18 protein-coding genes are annotated in these 18,839 nt (G+C 70.0%); 16 read left to right on the top strand and 2 right to left on the bottom strand.

Annotated elements, in window-relative coordinates:
- Positions 1-162 precede the first annotated feature (162 nt).
- From E3T54_RS17420 to der, 16 genes are all read left to right on the top strand, one after another.
- The gene (locus E3T54_RS17420) at positions 163-2,040 is read left to right on the top strand and encodes a primosomal protein (protein ID WP_241977235.1); all 1,878 of its coding nucleotides are present in this window, start codon (positions 163-165) and stop codon (positions 2,038-2,040) included.
- Positions 2,015-3,046: an HAD-IIA family hydrolase gene (locus tag E3T54_RS13800; RefSeq protein WP_134476202.1), complete on the top strand. Its 1,032-nt coding sequence runs from the start codon at positions 2,015-2,017 to the stop codon at positions 3,044-3,046. The genes E3T54_RS17420 and E3T54_RS13800 overlap by 26 nt, the downstream gene beginning before the upstream one ends.
- A gap of 10 nt (positions 3,047-3,056) precedes the next feature.
- On the top strand, positions 3,057-3,221 hold the full coding sequence (locus E3T54_RS16900) for a hypothetical protein (RefSeq protein ID WP_166804927.1): 165 nt from the start codon (positions 3,057-3,059) through the stop codon (positions 3,219-3,221).
- Positions 3,218-4,018 (top strand): TlyA family RNA methyltransferase, encoded by an 801-nt coding sequence (locus tag E3T54_RS13795; protein WP_134476201.1) that lies wholly within the window; start codon positions 3,218-3,220, stop codon positions 4,016-4,018. Before E3T54_RS16900 ends, E3T54_RS13795 begins: the two co-directional genes overlap by 4 nt.
- Positions 3,982-4,944, top strand: a complete 963-nt coding sequence (locus E3T54_RS13790) for an NAD kinase (protein WP_174775328.1) — start codon at positions 3,982-3,984, stop codon at positions 4,942-4,944. Before E3T54_RS13795 ends, E3T54_RS13790 begins: the two co-directional genes overlap by 37 nt.
- A gap of 9 nt (positions 4,945-4,953) precedes the next feature.
- Positions 4,954-6,648, top strand: coding sequence for a DNA repair protein RecN (gene recN / locus E3T54_RS13785; RefSeq protein ID WP_134476200.1), 1,695 nt, complete (start codon positions 4,954-4,956; stop codon positions 6,646-6,648).
- 31 nt (positions 6,649-6,679) lie between these two features.
- Positions 6,680-8,362: a CTP synthase gene (locus E3T54_RS13780; protein ID WP_174844430.1), complete on the top strand. Its 1,683-nt coding sequence runs from the start codon at positions 6,680-6,682 to the stop codon at positions 8,360-8,362.
- Between the two features lie 6 nt (positions 8,363-8,368).
- Positions 8,369-9,031 (top strand): NUDIX hydrolase, encoded by a 663-nt coding sequence (locus E3T54_RS13775; RefSeq protein ID WP_134476199.1) that lies wholly within the window; start codon positions 8,369-8,371, stop codon positions 9,029-9,031.
- Positions 9,028-9,933 (top strand): site-specific tyrosine recombinase XerD, encoded by a 906-nt coding sequence (gene xerD, locus E3T54_RS13770; RefSeq protein WP_134476198.1) that lies wholly within the window; start codon positions 9,028-9,030, stop codon positions 9,931-9,933. Before E3T54_RS13775 ends, xerD begins: the two co-directional genes overlap by 4 nt.
- A gap of 177 nt (positions 9,934-10,110) precedes the next feature.
- Entirely contained in the window at positions 10,111-10,998 is an 888-nt protein-coding gene (locus E3T54_RS13765; protein ID WP_241977234.1) for a ParA family protein, read from the top strand.
- Between the two features lie 158 nt (positions 10,999-11,156).
- Positions 11,157-11,981, top strand: coding sequence for a ScpA family protein (locus E3T54_RS13760; protein WP_092324437.1), 825 nt, complete (start codon positions 11,157-11,159; stop codon positions 11,979-11,981).
- The gene (locus E3T54_RS13755; protein WP_134476196.1) at positions 11,971-12,573 is read left to right on the top strand and encodes an SMC-Scp complex subunit ScpB; all 603 of its coding nucleotides are present in this window, start codon (positions 11,971-11,973) and stop codon (positions 12,571-12,573) included. Before E3T54_RS13760 ends, E3T54_RS13755 begins: the two co-directional genes overlap by 11 nt.
- Entirely contained in the window at positions 12,570-13,382 is an 813-nt protein-coding gene (locus E3T54_RS13750; RefSeq protein ID WP_134476195.1) for a pseudouridine synthase, read from the top strand. Before E3T54_RS13755 ends, E3T54_RS13750 begins: the two co-directional genes overlap by 4 nt.
- A gap of 74 nt (positions 13,383-13,456) precedes the next feature.
- The gene (locus E3T54_RS13745) at positions 13,457-14,539 is read left to right on the top strand and encodes a prephenate dehydrogenase (RefSeq protein WP_134476194.1); all 1,083 of its coding nucleotides are present in this window, start codon (positions 13,457-13,459) and stop codon (positions 14,537-14,539) included.
- 5 nt (positions 14,540-14,544) lie between these two features.
- Positions 14,545-15,237 carry a (d)CMP kinase gene (gene cmk, locus E3T54_RS13740; RefSeq protein ID WP_134476193.1) on the top strand — a complete coding sequence of 231 codons (693 nt, stop codon included), beginning with the start codon at positions 14,545-14,547 and terminating at the stop codon, positions 15,235-15,237.
- Positions 15,230-16,741: a ribosome biogenesis GTPase Der gene (gene der / locus E3T54_RS13735; protein WP_134476192.1), complete on the top strand. Its 1,512-nt coding sequence runs from the start codon at positions 15,230-15,232 to the stop codon at positions 16,739-16,741. The genes cmk and der overlap by 8 nt, the downstream gene beginning before the upstream one ends.
- Before the next feature lie 210 nt (positions 16,742-16,951).
- Here der and E3T54_RS13730 read toward each other — a convergent pair whose 3' ends face one another.
- Both E3T54_RS13730 and E3T54_RS13725 read right to left on the bottom strand, forming a co-directional pair.
- Entirely contained in the window at positions 16,952-18,436 is a 1,485-nt protein-coding gene (locus E3T54_RS13730; protein ID WP_241977233.1) for a cation acetate symporter, read from the bottom strand.
- Positions 18,433-18,828, bottom strand: coding sequence for a DUF485 domain-containing protein (locus tag E3T54_RS13725; protein WP_134476191.1), 396 nt, complete (start codon positions 18,826-18,828; stop codon positions 18,433-18,435). The genes E3T54_RS13730 and E3T54_RS13725 overlap by 4 nt, the downstream gene beginning before the upstream one ends.
- Between the last annotated feature and the right edge of the window lie 11 nt (positions 18,829-18,839).

Genomic DNA, 18,839 nt, shown 5'->3' with positions numbered 1-18,839 from the left:
TGCGCCGATGGTACTGCAGGGGGGACCCTGTGGGAGAGTAGGACACCGCCGGACTTAACTTAGAAACAAACAAAATGGCCACCTCACAGGGTGGCCATTTTGCGTTAAGTTACGCTTGAACAGTCGGTCGAAATGACCAGGCACAATTACACAGGAGACACAGTGAGCCCTTCAGGATCGCACGGCAACGAATCACGCGACGGCGGACGCGACGAGCGTCGCTCCAGCGGGGGCCACCAGGGTCGGTCGGACCGGCCGCGCCAGGACGGCGCACGTCCTCCCTACCGTGCCAATTCCGATCGCCCCCAACAGGGCGGCGAGCGTGCTCCGTACCGCGGCAACTCAGACCGTCCCGCCCAGTCGCGTGATGGTGAGCGTCCGGCTTATCGCGGGAACTCCGACCGTCCACAGCGTGATGGCGAGCGTCCTCCTTATCGCGGCAACGCCGACCGGCCCGCGCAGTCGCGCGACGGTGAACGCAAGCCCTGGGCGAAGGATGGGGAGCGTCCGGCTTACCGCGGAAACTCCGATCGTCCGCAGCGTGATGGCGAGCGTCCTCCCTACCGTGGCAACTCCGACCGTCCCGCCCAGTCCGGTGAGCGCAAGCCGTGGGCGAAGGATGGCGACCGCCCGGCTTACCGCGGAAACTCCGACCGTCCGCAGCAGGGCGGCGACCGCCCCGCCTACCGGGGCAACTCGGACCGTCCCGCGCCGTCGCGTGATGGTGAGCGCAAGCCGTGGGCGAAGGATGGCGAGCGGGCTCCGCAGCGCAACTCTGACCGTCCGGCCTATCGCCCCGATGCCTCGCGTGGAGAGCGTCCGCAGCGTGATGGTGAGCGCAAGCCCTGGGCCAAGGGTGGCGAGCGTCCCGCGTACCGGGGAAACTCCGATCGTCCGCAGCAGGGTGGCGAGCGTCCCGCGTACCGGGGAAACTCGGACCGTCCCGCCCAGTCGCGTGACGGCGAGCGCAAGCCCTGGGCCAGGGATGGTGCCTCGTCCGAGCGCCCGCGCCGTGACTCTGCTCCCCGTGACGGGGAACGCAAGGAGTGGGGCGCACGCGGCGGTTCGCCGACCCGTGCCGGCGCCCCCCGTGACGCCGGAAAAAAGCTCTGGACCCGCGAAGGCGCCCCCGCCCGCGGTGACCGCGACGCGCGCGCCGTCGAAGAGGAGATGACCGAAGAACAGCGGATGCAGCGGGAGCTCCGCGCCGTTCGGCCTCGCCACGACGACCCCGAGTTGCCCGACGACGTGACGTCGCAGGACCTCGACCGGATCGCCCGCAACGAACTCAAGACCCTGACCAAGGACAACGCCGAGGCAGTCGGCCGTCACCTGGCCATGGCCGCCCGCGTCATCGACGAAGACCCCGAGCTCGCGCACCGGCACGTGCTGTCGGCAGCCCGCCGAGCCGGCCGGATCGCTGTCGTGCGCGAAAGCCTCGCCATCACGGCATACGCCACCGGCGACTTCGCTCTGGCGCTGCGCGAACTGCGCACCTACCGCCGCATCTCCGGCTCCAACGACCAGCTGCCCCTGATGGTGGACAGTGAACGTGGCGTGGGTCGCCCGGACCGCGCGCTCGAGCTCGGCCGTTCGGTCGATCGCAGCACGCTGCCGGCATCCGTGCAGGTTGCCCTGGCCATCGCCATGTCGGGCGCGCGCCTCGATCTCGGTGAGGCCGAGGCAGCGCTGAGCGAGCTCGAGATCCCGCAGCTCGACCCGAAGAAGGCCTTCTCCTACAGCCCGGAGCTCTTCTCCGCCTATGCCGAGGTGCTCGAGGAACTCGGCCGCGAAGAGGAAGCCGAGACCTGGCACGAGCGCGCGGCCCGCGCGGATGCCGCCCTCGGCACGGCCGGCGACCAGCCGGACGAGACGATGGAGATCATCGAGATCGACGAGGACGAGGACGAGGACTACGCGGAGATCGACGAGGTCTTGACAGGCTCGACCACCGCAGGCTCGACCACCGCAGGCTCGACCACTGCAGACTCGACCACCGAGGTCTCGACCGCCGATGCTGACGAAGCGGCGAAGGATTAGTACGGCGACGCCGCTCACCGGCGTCGACGTCGTTCTCGCCGATCTCGATGGCGTCGTCTACGCCGGCCAGAAGGCGATCCCGTACGCCGTGGAGAGCCTCAACCGGGCGGCCGAAACCCTGCGCGTGGGCTACATCACCAACAATGCCGCCCGCACCGACCGGTCCGTGGCCGAACACCTGACCGAACTCGGCCTCGAGGTGGCGGCGACGGATGTCGTCACCTCGCCCCAGGCGGCGGTCCGGCTCCTCGCCGGCCAGGCGCCCGCAGGGTCCCGCATCCTCGTCGTCGGCGGGGAAGGGCTCGTCTCCGAGGTGGAGAAGGCCGGTTTCGTCGTCACCCGGTCGGCGGACGACTCCCCGGCCGCGGTCGTGCAGGGCTTCGCCCCCGAGGTGGGCTGGACGCAGCTGGCCGAGGCATCCTTCGCGCTGCACCCCGCCGCCGACGGCTCCGCTATCCCCTGGATCGCCACGAACACCGACTGGACCATCCCGGTGGCCCGGGGGATCGCGCCCGGCAACGGCACGCTCGTCTCCGCCGTGCACACCGCGGTCGGCCGCCTGCCCATCGTGGCCGGCAAGCCCGAGGTGGCCATCTTCGTCGAAGCCGTCGACCGGTTCCGGGCGAAGCAGGCGCTGTTCATCGGCGACCGCCTCGACACCGATATCCTCGGCGCGAACCGGGCCGAGATCCCGTCCGCGCTCGTGCTCACCGGCATCGACAGGGCCAAGCAGGTGCTCGCGGCCGACGCGAAATCGCGGCCGACGTTCATCCTCGACGACCTCCGCCAGCTGCACGAACCGTACCCGGAGACCGAGTTCTCCCGCGACGGATCCTCGGCGAGCGTCAACGGGGCGACGGTGCGCATCCGCGGCGCCGAGGTGGAGATCGTGGCCGAGGGCGACGGAGCGATCAACCTGTTGCGCGCCGCCTGCGCCGTGATCTGGAAGTCCGGCCGCCCGATCTACGGGCTCAACGTTCCGGAGCGACTGTATCAGGGCCGGTAACCTAGGGAACGTGAACACCGAGGACCAGACACCGCTGGACGACGCTCTCGTCTCCACCCTCGCCGTGATCGAGGCGCAACCGCTGGAAGCGCGCGCCGCGGCCTACGTGCAGTTGCACGAGCAACTGCGCGAACGCCTCGAGGGCGGGGACGTTCCCGCCCAGGTGGCCGGATGACCGAGCTGCGGCTGGACGCCGCCCTCGCCGAACGCGGGCTGGTGCGGTCGCGCACGGTCGCCGCGCGGGTCATCGCCGACGGCCTGGTCACGGTGGACGGCAAGCCGGCCGTCAAGGCATCCGCGAAGGTGCGGGACAACCAGGTGATCGAAGTCGCGGCGACCGACCACTACGTCAGCCGCGGCGCCCACAAACTCATCGCCGCGCTCGACGCGTTCGGCCTCGACGTCACCGGCCGCACCGTGCTCGACGCCGGCGCGTCGACCGGCGGGTTCAGCCAGGTGCTGCTCGAACGCGGCGCCGCGCAGGTGATCGCCGTCGATGTCGGGCACGGCCAACTGGCCCCGCAACTGGCGCTCGAGCCCCGGCTCGCGCTCGTCGAGGGCTTCAACGTGAAGAACGCCACCGCCGAGAACGTTGCCGCGGCCTCCGGCGTGGCCGAGCGGCCCAGCCTGGTCGTCGCCGACCTGTCCTTCATCTCCCTCACCCATGTGCTGCCCGCGCTCGTGGCGACGGCCGAGCCCGGCGCCGATTTCGTGCTGCTGATCAAGCCGCAGTTCGAGGTCGGCCGCGGCGGCATCCGCGAGGGCATCGTGCACAACCCCGGGCTCCGGGCGGATGCCGTCTCCGGCGTGCTCTGGGCCGGCTGGGACCTGGGCCTCCACACCAACGGCCTGATCGCCTCGCCGATCGCCGGAACCGCCGGCAATCACGAGTATCTCTGCTGGATGACCACGAAGTCGGGCAGCAATCCGACAGAATGGATGGACCGGATACCAGCCCTGGTGGGAGCGTGAGCATTGTGACTGCACCGCCACGCAACATCCTCGTCGTCGCCCACACCGGCCGGCAGGACACCCTCGCCGCCGCGGTCACGGTCTGCGAACAGCTGCTCGCCGCCGGCGCCGTGCCCGTGCTGGCCCGCGACGAGCAGGCGGACCTGCTCGCCGCCTCGCCCTCCCTGGACGGCCATGTCGCCATCCTCGGAGACACCGTCGAGCTCACCGACCTCGAACTCGTCATCGTCCTGGGCGGCGACGGCACCATCCTGCGCGCCGCGGAAGTCGCCCGCGAATGCTCGGCGCCCCTGCTCGGGATCAACCTCGGCCATGTCGGTTTCCTGGCCGAAAGCGAACGCGACGACCTCGGCGAAGCCGTGCGCCGGGCGCTGTCCCGCGACTACCTCGTCGAAGAGCGCATGACGCTGGCCGTGCGGGTCAAGGTCGACGACACTGTGGTCTATGAAACCTGGGCGCTCAACGAAGCGACCGTGGAGAAGGCCAGCCGCGAACGGATGCTCGAGGTCGTCATCGAGGTCGACGGCCGCCCGCTCTCCTCGTTCGGCTGCGACGGGGTGGTCATGTCGACGCCGACCGGGTCGACGGCCTACTCGTTCTCGGCCGGCGGTCCCGTGGTCTGGCCGAGCCTCGACGCCCTGCTGCTGGTGCCGCTCAGCGCCCACGCCCTCTTCGCCCGGCCGCTCGTGGTCGGACCGGACTCGTCCCTCGCCGTGGAGATCCTCGCCCGCACGCCCGGATCCGCCGTGCTGTACGCCGACGGACGCCGCACCTACGACCTGCCGCCCGGCGCCCGGGTGGTCGTGCGGCGCTCCCCGGTGCCGGTTCGCCTGGCCCGGCTGCACAGCGGCCCGTTCACCGACCGCCTCGTGAACAAGTTCAACCTGCCCGTCTCGGGCTGGCGGGGCCCGGTCGGCCGTGAATAGGCCCCCGGCATGATCGAGGAACTCTTCATCCGGGATCTCGGCGTGATTGCCGAGGCGACCCTGCCGCTCGGCCCCGGCTTCACCGCCGTGACCGGCGAGACCGGCGCCGGCAAGACCATGGTCGTCACCGCGCTCGGCCTCCTGCTCGGTGACCGGGCGGATGCCGGCACCGTTCGCCAGGGGCAGGCCCAGAGCTGGGTCGAGGGCCGTTGGCTCGTCGCGCCCGACGGCGCCGTGGCCGACCGCGTGCGCGACGCCGGGGGAGACCTCGACGGGCCCGAGCTCATCCTGGGCCGTTCGGTGTCCGCCGAGGGCCGCAGCCGGGCCGTCGTCGGCGGCCGCAGCGCCCCGGCCGCGGTTCTCGGCGACCTCGGCGGCGACCTCGTCGTCGTGCACGGACAGTCCGACCAGGTGCGCCTGCGATCATCCGTCGCCCAGCGTGGCGCCCTCGACCGCTACGCCGGCGCCGAGCTCGCAGAGGCGCTGGGTAACTACCAGCACGCCTTCCACCGCTGGCAGGCCAACCGGGACGAGCTCGACCGACTGGTGGCCGAGCAGGAACTGCGCGCCCGCGAGGCCGAGCAGCTGCGCGAGGCGATTGCCGAAATCGAAGCCATCGCGCCGCAGCCGGGCGAGGACGCCGAGCTCGGCGCCCGCGCCGAACGCCTCGGCAACCTCGAAGACCTGCGCCTGGCCGCGGCCGAGGCCCGGGAGCACCTCTCCGCCGAGGAGAGCACCGACGGCGCACCCGACGTGGTCGCCCTGCTCGAATACGCCCGCCGCCGGCTCGACAAGGCCGCCGAGCACGACCCCGCGGTGCCGCCGCTGGTCGAGGCGCTGGCCGACGCCGGGTTCCTCGTCGCCGACATTGCCGGCCGGCTCTCCAGCTACCTCGCCGGCCTCGACGCCGACGGCGCCCGAGAACTCGAGATCGTGCAGGAACGCCGGGCCGAGCTGATCGGCCTCGCCCGCAAGTACGCCGGAGGCCTCGACGAGGCGATCGAGTTCCTGGACACCGGGAGCGCCCGGCTCGTCGAACTCGACAGCGACTCCGACCGGATCGAACTGCTCGGCAACGACGCGGATGCCGACGCTCGCCTGGTCGAGGAGCTCGCCGACCGGGTCAGCGCCATCCGCCGGGTCGCCGCCGCCGCGCTCGGCGCTGCCGTCACGATCGAACTCGGCGCCCTCGCCATGCCCGACGCGGTCCTGGTCGTGGAGATCGACAGCCGCGACGATTTCACCGCCACCGGGCGCGATCTGGTGAAGATCCTGCTGCAGCCGCACGCCGGGGCCGAGCCTCGGGCCCTGGCCCGCGGGGCATCCGGCGGCGAACTGTCCCGGGTGATGCTCGCAATCGAAGTGGTCATCAACCAGGCCGACCCGGTGCCGACGTTCGTCTTCGACGAGGTCGACGCGGGAGTGGGCGGGGCCGCGGCCATCGAGATCGGGCGGCGACTCGCCCGGCTCGCGGAGACCTCACAGGTGATCGTCGTCACGCACCTCGCGCAGGTGGCCGCGTTCGCCGACAACCACCTCAGCGTGGTCAAGGGCAGCGACGGCGCGGTCACCGCCAGCAGCGTTCGGCAGCTGCACGGCGACGAGCGGGCCGCGGAAATGGCCCGGCTGCTCTCCGGCCTTCCCGACTCCGCGAGCGGGCTCGAACACGCCCGGGAACTCATCTCCCTCGCCCGGTCCCGCTGAACGTCATCTCCAACTGATAGGATCAAAGCCCGTGGTGGAAAATATAAACGCGGACGATTCAAACGGCACGACCAAGCACATTTTTGTGACCGGTGGTGTCGTTTCTTCTTTGGGGAAAGGCCTGACGGCGGCAAGCCTCGGCAATCTCCTCACGGCTCGCGGACTGCGGGTCGTCATGCAGAAACTGGACCCGTACCTCAACGTCGACCCCGGCACGATGAACCCGTTCCAGCACGGTGAAGTCTTCGTCACCGACGACGGCGCGGAAACCGACCTCGACATCGGCCACTACGAGCGATTCCTCGACATCAATCTCAACCAGGCCGCGAACGTCACGACCGGCCAGGTGTACTCCCAGGTCATCGCGAAGGAACGCCGCGGCGAGTACCTCGGTGACACCGTGCAGGTCATTCCGCACATCACCGACGAGATCAAGCGCCGGATGCGCCTGCAGGCCGGCGACGAGCCGCGCCCCGACGTGATCATCACCGAGATCGGCGGAACGGTCGGCGACATCGAATCCCAGCCGTTCATCGAGGCCGCCCGCCAGGTGCGCCACGAACTCGGCCGCAAGAACGTCTTCTTCGTGCACGTGTCGCTCGTGCCGTTCATGGCCGCCTCCGGCGAGCAGAAGACCAAGCCCACCCAGCACTCCGTCGCGGCTCTCCGCTCGATCGGAATCCAGCCCGATGCCCTCGTGCTGCGCAGCGACCGCCCCGTCTCCGAGTCGAACAAGCGCAAGATCGCGCTCATGTGTGACGTCGACGAGGATGCCGTCGTCAATGCCATCGACGTGCCGAGCATCTACGAGATCCCGACCATGCTGCACGACCAGGGCCTCGACAAATACATCATCGACAAGCTCGGCCTCCCCGCGGCGGACGTGGACTGGTCGGCCTGGCAGAAGGTGCTCGACGCCGTGCGCGAGCCCAGGCACGAGGTCACCATCGGCCTGGTCGGCAAGTACATCGACCTGCCCGACGCCTACCTGTCGGTGACCGAGGCGCTGCGCGCCGGCGGTTTCGCGCACCAGACCAAGGTCAAGATCAACTGGATCCCCTCCGACGAGTGCGAGACCGAGGAGGGCGCGTCGCGCATGCTCGGCGAACTCGACGGCATCCTCGTGCCCGGCGGCTTCGGCGTTCGCGGCATCGAGGGCAAGCTGGGCGCCCTGCGTTTCGCCCGCGAAAACGGCATCCCCACCCTGGGCCTCTGCCTCGGCCTGCAGTGCATGGTGATCGAATACGCGCGCAACAAGGCCGGCCTCGCCGGGGCATCCTCGTCGGAGTTCGACGTCGACACCGAGTTCCCCGTGATCGCGACCATGGAAGAGCAGGTCGAGATCATCGCCGGCGGCGACCTGGGCGGCACCATGCGCCTCGGCCTCTACCCGGCCAAGCTGGCCCCGGGCTCCCTGGTCGAGGAGATGTACGGCGCCCCCGAGGCCTCGGAGCGCCACCGCCACCGCTACGAGGTCAACAACGCCTACCGCAGCCAGATCGCGGATGCCGGCCTCTGGTTCTCCGGAACCTCGCCCGACCGCCACCTGGTCGAGTACGTCGAGCTCAAGCGCGAGGAGCACCCGTTCTACGTGGGCACCCAGGCGCACCCCGAACTGCGCTCCCGGCCGAGCAACGCGCATCCGCTGTTCCGCGGGCTCATCGGCGCGGCCCTCGACCGCCAGCAGGCCAGCCGCCTGTTCGAAGACGCCTAACGATTGATGCCTCGCGACTCAGGCGAGCCGGCCGGCCACCCTCCGCTGGAGGATGAACCGGTCGACGCGGACGTCTCCGGCAGCGAACTCGTCTTCGACGGCAGAGTCTGGGGCGTGCGCCGCGACCGGTTCGGCTACAACGGCTCGGCGATCATCCGCGAGTACGTCGACCACCCCGGGGCCGTGGCGGTCCTGGCGCTCGACGACCACGACCGAGTGCTGCTGATCAAGCAGTACCGGCACCCGGTGCGGGTGCGAGAGTGGGAGCTTCCGGCCGGCCTGCTCGACGAGCCGGGGGAGGACCCGGCCGTGGCGGCACAGCGCGAACTGGCCGAGGAAACCGACGTCGCGGCGACGGACTGGAGCGTGCTCGCCGAGTTCTACACCTCGCCCGGCGGCAGCACCGAGGCCATCCGGATCTACCTGGCCCGCGGGCTCTCGGCCATCGACGACGCCTTCGCCCGCACCGACGAGGAAGCCGACATGGAAATCCGCTGGGTGCCGCTCGACGACTGCGTCGACGCGGTGCTCGCTCGACGGGTGCAGAACCCGTCACTGGCCCTCGGGGTGCTCGCGGCACAGGCCTCGCGCTCGCGGGGCTGGGCCAGCCTCGCCCCGGCGGACACGCCCTGGCCGCGGCATCCGTCGAACGGGATCGCCGGCTCGTGAGCGTCGAGACGGCTGTGGACTCGTTCCTGCGGCACGTCTCGGTCGAGCGCGGGCTCGCCGCCAACACGGTCTCCGCCTACCGCCGCGACCTGGCCGTCTACACCGCGTGGCTGGCCGAACACGAGCTGACCGAACTGCGGGAGGTGACGAGCGGGCACGTCTCCGAATTCGTGCGCTACCTCGGGCAGCGCGAGGAGTCGCCGCTCACGGCCTCGTCGATCGCGCGGATGCTGTCGACGGTGCGGAGCCTGCACCGGTTCCTGCTGGGCGAATCGGTGGTCGAGATCGATGTCGCCCACGACACCAAACCGCCGAAACTCGGTGCCAGGCTGCCCAAGGCCATCTCGATCGACCAGGTCGCCGCGCTCCTCGCCGCGACCGACGGCGAGGACGTGCAGCAGCTGCGCGACAAGGCCCTGCTCGAGCTGCTCTACGCCACCGGCGCCCGGGTGTCGGAGGTCATCAACCTCAACGTCGACGACGTGCTGGACGAGGAGGTCGTGCGGCTGACCGGCAAGGGCGACAAGCAGCGCATCGTGCCCGTGGGCAGCTACGCCCGCGCGGCCATGGACGCCTACCTGGTGCGGGCCCGACCGCTGCTCTCGGTGCGGGGGAAGTCCACGCCGGCCCTGTTCCTCGGCATCCGCGGGCAGCGGGTGAGCCGACAGAATGCGTGGCTGATCATCCGGGCCGCCGCCGTGCGCGCGGGCCTCGAGGTGGAGGTGTCGCCGCACACCCTCCGGCACTCCTTCGCCACGCACCTGCTCGCCGGCGGCGCCGACGTGCGCGTGGTGCAGGAACTCCTCGGCCATTCCTCCGTGGCGACCACCCAGATTTACACGCTCGTCACCGCCGACACGCTGCGCGACATGTACACGACCGCCCACCCCCGAGCCCGCTAGCCCCGCTTACCCCCCGCGAAACCGCAGTTGTGCGCGTTATTCGTCCCGAATAACGCGCACAACTGCGGTTTCGCGGGGATGAAGGTGCGGGGGGAGCGGCGATCCTGCCCGGATGAGCGGCATTCGCTCGCTACAATCGAACAAGTGAGTGGCGCAGGACGGATCGAGGACATTTCAGTGGCGAGTACGCAGACTGACCGGACACGACTCCCCGGTTTTGACGAGGTACCGCTCGGCCCCACCGGGCGGCCGAAGCAGGAATTCGAGCAGCCCCAACCCCTGAAGAGCCATGGCCCGGCCCGGATCATCTCGCTCTGCAACCAGAAGGGCGGCGTCGGCAAGACGACGACGACCATCAACCTGGGCGCGGCCCTCGCCGGCTACGGCCGCCGCGTGCTCGCCATCGACTTCGACCCGCAGGGCGCCCTCTCGGCCGGCCTCGGTGTGCCCACGCACGATGTCCCCACCATCTACGACCTGCTGCTCAGCGGGTCGAAGGACCCGTCCATCGCGATCCAGAAGACCGCGGTCGAGGGTCTGGACATCATCCCGGCCAACATCGACCTCTCCGCCGCCGAGGTGCACCTCGTCAACGAGGTCGCCCGCGAGCAGATCCTCGCCCGGGTGCTCCGCAAGGTGTCCGCCGACTACGACGTGATCCTGATCGACTGCCAGCCCTCGCTCGGCATCCTCACCGTGAACGCGCTCACCGCGAGCCACGGCGTGCTCATCCCGCTCGAATGCGAGTTCTTCGCCCTCCGCGGCGTCGCGCTGCTGATCGAGACCATCGACAAGGTTCGCGACCGCCTCAACCCGGCGATCGAGCTCGACGGCATCCTCGCCACCATGTTCGACTCCCGCACCCTGCACTCGCGCGAGGTGCTCGAGCGGGTCGTCGACGCGTTCGGCGACCGCGTGCTCGAGACGGTCATCGGCCGTACCGTGAAGTTCCCGGATGCCAGCGTCGCCGGCGTGCCGATCACCGATTTCGCGCCGGAGCACCCGGCCGCGAAGGCCTACATGCAGGTGGCGCGGGAACTGATCGACCGTGGCGCCGTCGCCTAACCCGGCTCTTTCACAGGCCGGCGAGCTGGAGATTTCGAGCTGCGCGGGTGGTACGCCGTTCCGCGCGTGGCACATCTCCCGCGAAGCGGCGCACGACCCGCGCATCGATCCAAACGGGCCGGTTTGACCTCGTGGACGAAAAATCTCCGCGGTCGCGAATTGTCCCGGCGACAACGGCCGTCCCGCCTAACCCGGCTGCAGCGCCCGCATTCTCGGTTGCCCTCGGCAACTTCGAGGGCCCGTTCGACCTCCTGCTCTCGCTGATCGGCAAGCACGAGCTGGACATCACCGACATCTCGCTCAGCCGGGTCACCGACGAGTTCATCTCCTACCTGCGCGGGCTGGATGCCACGGAGGAGCTCGACCAGGCCACCGAGTTCCTCGTCGTGGCGGCCACCCTGCTCGACCTCAAGGTCGCCGGGCTCCTGCCCCAGGGCGAACTCGTCGACGCCGAGGACGTCGCCCTGCTCGAGGCCCGCGACCTTCTCTTCGCCCGGCTGCTGCAGTACCGCGCGTTCAAGACCGCGTCGGCCTGGTTCCAGGGCCGGATCGACGTGGAGTCCTCCCGGCACGTGCGCTCGGTGCGGCTCGAGGAGAAGTACCGCAAGCAGACGCCCGAACTGGTCTGGACGCTCTCCGCCGCCGACTTCGGCGCCCTCGCGGCGCTGGCCCTCACCCCACGCGAACTGCCCACCGTGGGTCTCGACCACCTGCACGCTCCGCTGGTAAGCATCCGGGAACAGGCCGCCTACGTCGTGGCGATCCTGCGGGCGGGGGAGACGGTCTCGTTCCGGCAGCTGATCGTGGGCGCCGGGCAGAAGGGCGTCGTGATCGCCCGCTTCCTCGCCGTGCTCGAGTTGTACCGGCGCGGCGCCATCTCATTCGACCAGCTGGAGCCGCTCGGCGAGCTGAACCTGCGCTGGAGCGCGGAGTCCTGGTCGGAAGAAACCCTCGCCAACCTCGGAGCCGACTATGACAACTGACACCGTGACAACCGACACCGCGCAGGCCGACACCGCGATCGACCGGCAGCTCGAGGCGATCCTCATGGTCGCCGACGAACCGCTCGGCCTGATCCACCTGGCCACGGCCGTCGACCGCCCGCTGAAAGAGGTGAGCGCGGCCGTCGCCCGCCTCGTCGCCGACTTCGACGGCACGGGCACAGGCACGGGCGGCACGATTCGCCGCGGCTTCGAGCTGCGCGAGGTCGCCGGGGGCTGGCGCATCTACGTGCGCGCCGAATACGACGCCGTCGTCGCCGACTTCGTGCTGATCCAGAACCCCAGCCGCCTCTCCCAGGCCGCGCTCGAAACCCTGGCCGTGATCGCCTATAAGCAACCGATCAGCCGCGGCGCGGTAGCCTCAATCAGGGCAGTTAACGTGGACTCCGTCGTGCGCACCCTCCTGGGCCGCGGCCTGATCACCGAGGCCTTCACCGACAGTGAGACCGGAGCCATCAACTACGGCACCACCGACCTGCTGCTCACCCAGCTTGGAATCAACTCGCTCGACGAGTTGCCGCACATTTCGCCGTTGCTCGCCGACGGCGCAGAAGGATTCGAGGACTTGAAATGACAACCGACCACGAGGGAACCCCCGATTTCGCGGGCAACCCTGATGCCGCAGCCGACGGAGTGCGCCTGCAGAAGGTCATGGCCTCCGCCGGCGTCGCCTCCCGGCGCGTCTCCGAAGACCTGATCACCTCCGGCCGGGTGCGCGTCAACGGCAAGGTCGTCACCGAGCTCGGCCGTCGCATCCACCCGGAGACCGACCAGGTCGCCGTCGACAATGTTGCCGTGCAGCTGGACACCAGCCGCCGCTACATCATGCTGAACAAGCCCGTCGGCGTCGTCTCCTCGATGCAGGACGAGAGCGGCCGCCCCGACCTGCGCGAGTTCACCGAGCAGTTCGAGGAGCGCCTCTTCAACGTGGGCCGCCTCGACGCGCAGACCTCCGGCCTGCTCATCCTCACCAACGATGGCGACCTGGCGCATGTGCTGGCGCATCCGTCGTTTGGCGTCTCGAAGACCTATATCGCCAAGGTCGAGGGCCGCGTCTCGGCGCAGACCATCGGCAAGCTGCAGACCGGAATCGAGCTCGACGACGGCCCGATCGCCGCCGACAAGGCCCGGATCCTCGCGAGCCCTCCCGGCGACGGCTTCAGCCTGGTCGAACTCACCCTGCACTCCGGCCGCAACCGCATCGTTCGGCGCATGCTGGAGGCCGTCGGCCACCCGGTCGTCGACCTGGTGCGCCGGCAGTTCGGGCCGCTGCACCTCGGCACGCTCCGCGCCGGCGACGTGCGCGAACTCACTAAAGTTGAACTCGGCGAGCTGCTCACCGTGTCGCGGGCCGGCAGCCGGGACGCAGCCGGCACCAAGTAACCAGGGTCGCCGGCCAGAGCGGCCCGGCCCCAGCAAATCGCGACGTCACACCTCGCGAAGTCAGGAGACGGCACGTGGCCGAGAGTCGCCTTGTCGGGCCCGTGCGCATCGTCGGCGTCGGACTGCTCGGAACCAGCATCGGCCTGGGCCTCCGCAACCGGGGGATCGAGGTCATCCTCGCCGACGCGTCGCCGACCAACCTCAGCATCGCCGTCGACTACGGCGCCGGCCGGGCCGCCGCCGCGGGCGACGCACCGCAGCTGGTCGTCGTCTGCGTGCCGCCGGACGTCACGGCCGAGATCGTCGCGCGCGAACTGGCATCCTTCCCGGATGCCATCGTCACGGATGTCGCCAGCGTCAAGCTCGCCGTGCTCGACGACCTCCGCGCCAGCGGCGCCGACGTCTCCCGCTACATCGGCACCCACCCGCTCGCCGGCCGCGAACGCGGGGGACCGCTGGCCGGCCGGGCCGACCTGTTCATCGGGCGGCCCTGGGTGGTCGCCGGCCACGACGCGATCACCTACCAGCAGGCCACCGCGATCGACGACCTCATCCTCGACCTCGGCGCGACCATCGTCGAGATGACCGCGGAGGACCACGACCGCAGCGTCGCCCTGGTCTCCCACGTGCCCCAGGTCGTGTCCACCCTGATGGCCCGCCGGCTGACGGATGCCGCGGCCTCCTCGCTCAACCTCGCCGGCCAGGGCCTGCGCGATGTGACCCGGGTCGCGGCGAGCGACCCGGAGCTGTGGGTGCAGATCCTCGGCGCGAACGCGAAACCGGTGCGCGACATCCTGCTCGCCTACCGCGACGACCTCGACCGCTTCATCGACGCCCTCACCGACCCGGCAGCGCCCGGCGCCCGCCGCAAGCTGGCCGAGGAGCTCGCCGGGGGCAACGCCGGCGTCGCCCGGCTGCCCGGCAAGCACGGCCAGGACCGCCGCTTCGCGTCGATGATCGTCATGGTCGACGACCGGCCAGGCCAGATCGCGCGCCTGCTCAACGACATCGGCGACCTGGGTGTGAACCTGGAAGACCTCCGCCTCGAACACTCGCCCGGAGCTCAGCTGGGCCTGGCCGAAATTTCCGTTGTCCCCGAGGCCGTCTCCCGCCTCACCGAAGAGCTGGCCGCCCGCGGCTGGCGGATTGCTGGTTAACGTACATGGGCCGTCACGCCTTCCCCACCCTTGTCGCCATCGACGGGCCCGCCGGAAGCGGCAAGTCCAGCGTGAGCCGCGCCGTCGCCCGCCGCCTCGGCTTCGCCTACCTCGACACCGGCGCCGCCTACCGGGCGCTGGCCTGGGCGATGCAGCACCGCAAGGTCGACACCAGCGACGTCGACGCGGTGATCGCGGAGCTGGCCGACTTCGACTACTTGATCGGCACCGACCCGGATGCCTCCGCCGTCACGGTCGGCGAGTCGGACGTGACCGAGGCCATCCGCGAGCCCGCCGTGTCGGCCGCGGTGAGCGCCGTCGCCCGGATCCCGGAGGTGCGCGCACACCTGACCGAGCTGTTCCGGAGCATCGCCCGGGACGTGGACCGACCCGGGATCGTGGTCGAGGGACGGGACATCACGACCATCGTCGCGCCGGAGGCAGAGGTACGAATCCTGCTCACGGCATCCGAGGAGGCTAGAATGGGTAGGCGCTCTGCGGAATTACCGACCGAATCGGCCGATACCGTGGCGGAGGCGTTGCGATCGAGGGATCGCGCTGACTCGCAGGTTGTCGATTTTATGAGCGCCGCAGACGGTGTGACGACCGTCGATTCCACCCATCTCGACTTCGAGCAGACCGTAGACGCGGTCATCGAGGTCATCAACACACGTACCGCGAGGAACTCGCATGACTAACAATATCGACGACGCGATCCCCGAGCTCGACAGCGAACTCGCATCCCGACTGTCCAACCTCGACGAAGACCTTGCGTCGCAGCGCGCCTCCGCGCTCCGCAGCGGCCTGGACGACTACGAGCTCGACGAGGAAGACTTCGAGGTTCTCGAAACCGCGACGGAAGACCCCGACGCGATCCAGTACCTCCCGGCCCTGCCGGTCATCGCCATCGTCGGCCGCCCGAACGTGGGCAAGTCGGCGCTGGTCAACCGCATCCTCGGCCGCCGCGAGGCCGTCGTCGAGGACACCCCCGGCGTGACGCGTGACCGCGTCACGTACAAGGGGGACTGGAACGAACGCAAGTTCAGCCTCGTCGACACCGGCGGCTGGGAACCCGACGCCCGCGGGATCGACGCGTCCGTCGCCGCCCAGGCCGAGGTCGCGATCGACCTCTGCGACCTCGTCATGTTCGTCGTCGACGCCAACGTCGGCCCCACCTCGACCGACGAGGCCGTCGTGCGGATGCTGCGCAAGTCCGGCAAGCCGGTCTTCCTCGTCGCAAACAAGGTCGACGACATCCGCCAGGAGCCCGAAGCCGCCAGCCTGTGGGCCCTCGGCCTCGGCCAGCCGTGGCCGGTGTCAGCCCTGCACGGTCGCGGCGTCGCCGACCTGCTCGACGCGATCCTCAAGGAACTCCCCGAGATCTCCAACGTCGCCAAGCAGGAGGTCGGCGGTCCTCGCCGCGTCGCGATCCTCGGCCGCCCGAACGTGGGCAAGTCGAGCCTGTTGAACAAGGTCGTCGGTGAAGAACGCGTTGTCGTCAACGCCCTCGCCGGCACGACCCGCGACCCGGTCGACGAGCAGGTCGAACTCGGCGGCAAGGTCTGGCGTTTCGTCGACACCGCCGGCATCCGTCGTCGCGTGCACCTCTCGCAGGGCGCCGACTTCTACGCCTCGCTGCGCACCAGCGCCGCGCTGGAAAAGGCCGAAGTCGCCATCGTGCTGATCGACGTGACCGAGGTGATCAGCGAGCAGGACATTCGCGTGATCGACCTGGTGCTCGAATCGGGCCGCGCCCTCGTTCTCGCCTTCAACAAGTGGGACCAGCTCGACGACGACCGTCGCCGCTACCTCGAGCGTGAGATCGAACAGGACCTGGCCCACGTGGCCTGGGCCCCCCGCGTGAACATCTCCGCCAAGACCGGCCGCCACATGGAGAAGCTCGTCCCGGCCCTCGAGCTCGCGCTCGAGTCGTGGGACACCCGCATCCCCACCGGCAAGTTCAACGCGTTCCTCGCCGAGCTCGCAGCGGCGCACCCGCACCCCGTGCGCGGCGGCAAGCAGCCGCGCATCCTGTTCGGCACCCAGGCCTCCAGCCGCCCGCCGACCTTCGTGGTGTTCACCACCGCGTTCCTCGACCCGGGCTACCGCCGCTACATCCAGCGTCGCCTGCGCGAGATCTGGGGCTTCGAGGGAAGCCCGATCAACCTCAGCATGCGCGTGCGCGAAAAGCGCAAGCGCTAACAGTCGCTCGACAGGAACGCGCGCGCCCTTCGGGTCGCGCGCGTTTCGCGTACCTCGCCCCGGGGGTCGAGCCTCTCGAGAGCTGGGTGGATGTCGCCCATTCCCAGCTGACTTGCGGAGAAAGTACCTTCGTTGGGCAATCTAAGGTACTTTTTCCGCAACTCAACTGTCAGCAACTCGACTGTCAGCGGCGGCCCGGGGAGGGCGCGATCAGCGGTTCGGGGCGGGCACCGGACGCTCCGGCGCGTGCAGACGGGTCATGATCGTCGTGATGCCGGCCGGGCGCCGGTTTTTTGTCACCAGCGAGACGCCGATCATCACGGCGAAGGCCGCCGGAACGCTCCAGGCCGCGGGCTGCGCCAGCAGGTCTCCCATCAGCCCGGCCTCGGCTCCCAACGCGCGGCTGAGCATGATCGAGCCGCCGCACAGGGTGGCGCCGGCCAGCATCCCGGCGATCGCACCGGCGTCGGTCAGGCCGCGCCACCAGATGCCCAGCAGCAGCAGCGGGCAGATGGTGGAGGCGGTGAAGGCGAAGACCAGGCCAACGCTCCCGGCCAGCTGCGTCGTGTCGGTCAGCAGGGCGACGCCGAGCGGCACCAGGGAGGAGAACACCGCGGCCAGCCGGAAGCCGCGCACGCGTCCGCCGAGCATGTCCTGGCTGATCACGCCCGCGACGGAGACCACGAGCCCCGACGTGGTCGAGAGGAACGCGGCGAAGGCCCCGGCGATGACGAGCGCCGTGAGGGCGTCGCCGGCCAGCCCGGGGATCAGCCGGCCGGGCAGCAGCAGGACCAGGGCATCCGGTGAGCCGCTGGTCGCGAGGTCGGGCATGAAGGCGCGCCCCACCACCCCGTAGAGGGTGGGGAAGAGGTAGAAGACCGACAGCAGCCCGAGCACGATCAGCGTCGTGCGCCGGGCCGACGGGCCGTCCGGGTTCGTGTAGAAGCGCACCAGCACGTGCGGCAGGCCGAGCGTGCCGAACAGCAGGGCGATCACGAGCGAGATGTTCCGGTACGCGCCGGCGGTGGGGGAGCTGACCGGGTCGGATGCGAACGGCTCGGCGACGGCGGGAACCGTCAGCCCCGAATTGGCCATGACGATCAGCACGAAGACGATCGGCACGGCGATCGCCGTGAGCTTGAGCCAGAACTGGAACGCCTGCACGAACGTGATCGAGCGCATCCCGCCGGTCACGACGGTGATGCACACGACGACGGCCACGGCCACGGAGCCGACCCACGGCGGCAGCCCGGTGGCGATACGGATGGTCAGGGCGGCGCCCTGGAGCTGCGGCACGATGTACAGCCAGCCGACGAGCACGACGAGCAGGCTGGTGATCCGCCGTGCCGCCGGGGACTCCAGGCGCGCCTCGGTGAAGTCGGGAATCGTGTACGCCCCCGAGCGCCGGAGCGGTGCGGCCACGAAGAGCAGCAGCATCAGGTAGCCGGCCGTGTAGCCGATCGGGAACCAGAGCGCCTCCGCCCCGGAGATCAGGATCAGCCCGGCGACGCCGAGGAAACTGGCGGCGGAGAGATATTCGCCGCCGATTGCTGAGGCGTTCCACCAGGGCCGAACCGTGCGCGAGGCGACATAGAAGTCCTCGGTGGTCCGCGAGATCCGCAGCCCGTAGAAGCCGATCAACGCGGTCACGGCGAACACCCCGATGATGGCCGCGTACCCCACACCGGCGTTCACTCGTCCTCCTCGACCAGGTCGAGGTAGCGGGCCTCGTTGCGGGAGGCGGTGCGCACGTACAGCCAGGCGCTCAGCCCGATGAGCGGATAGACGCCGACTCCGAGCAGCAGCCAGACGAAGGGCACCCCGAGGAACTCCGCCCGGTTGAGGCCGGGAACCCAGGCCAGGAGCAGGGGAAAGGCCAGCAGCACCAGCAGGAAGCCGACGGCGACGACCACAGCGAGCCTGAGCTGCGAGCGGATGAGGGAGCGCACGAACACCTGGCCCACCTCGGACTGCTCCGCAACTTCCCGGGCGACCGGGTAGCCCGAGGGCGCCCGGCTGGCCAGGGACCTGGGCGCGGTGACCCGCACCCGCTTCGGCGGCTGCCCGGGGGCATCCTCCCGGCTCATCTGGCGCGGCT

It is taken from the genome of Cryobacterium sp. Sr8 (genome assembly GCF_004403225.1).
Lineage (GTDB): Bacteria > Actinomycetota > Actinomycetes > Actinomycetales > Microbacteriaceae > Cryobacterium > Cryobacterium psychrotolerans.
This window is presented reverse-complemented; position numbering and strand designations above follow the sequence as displayed.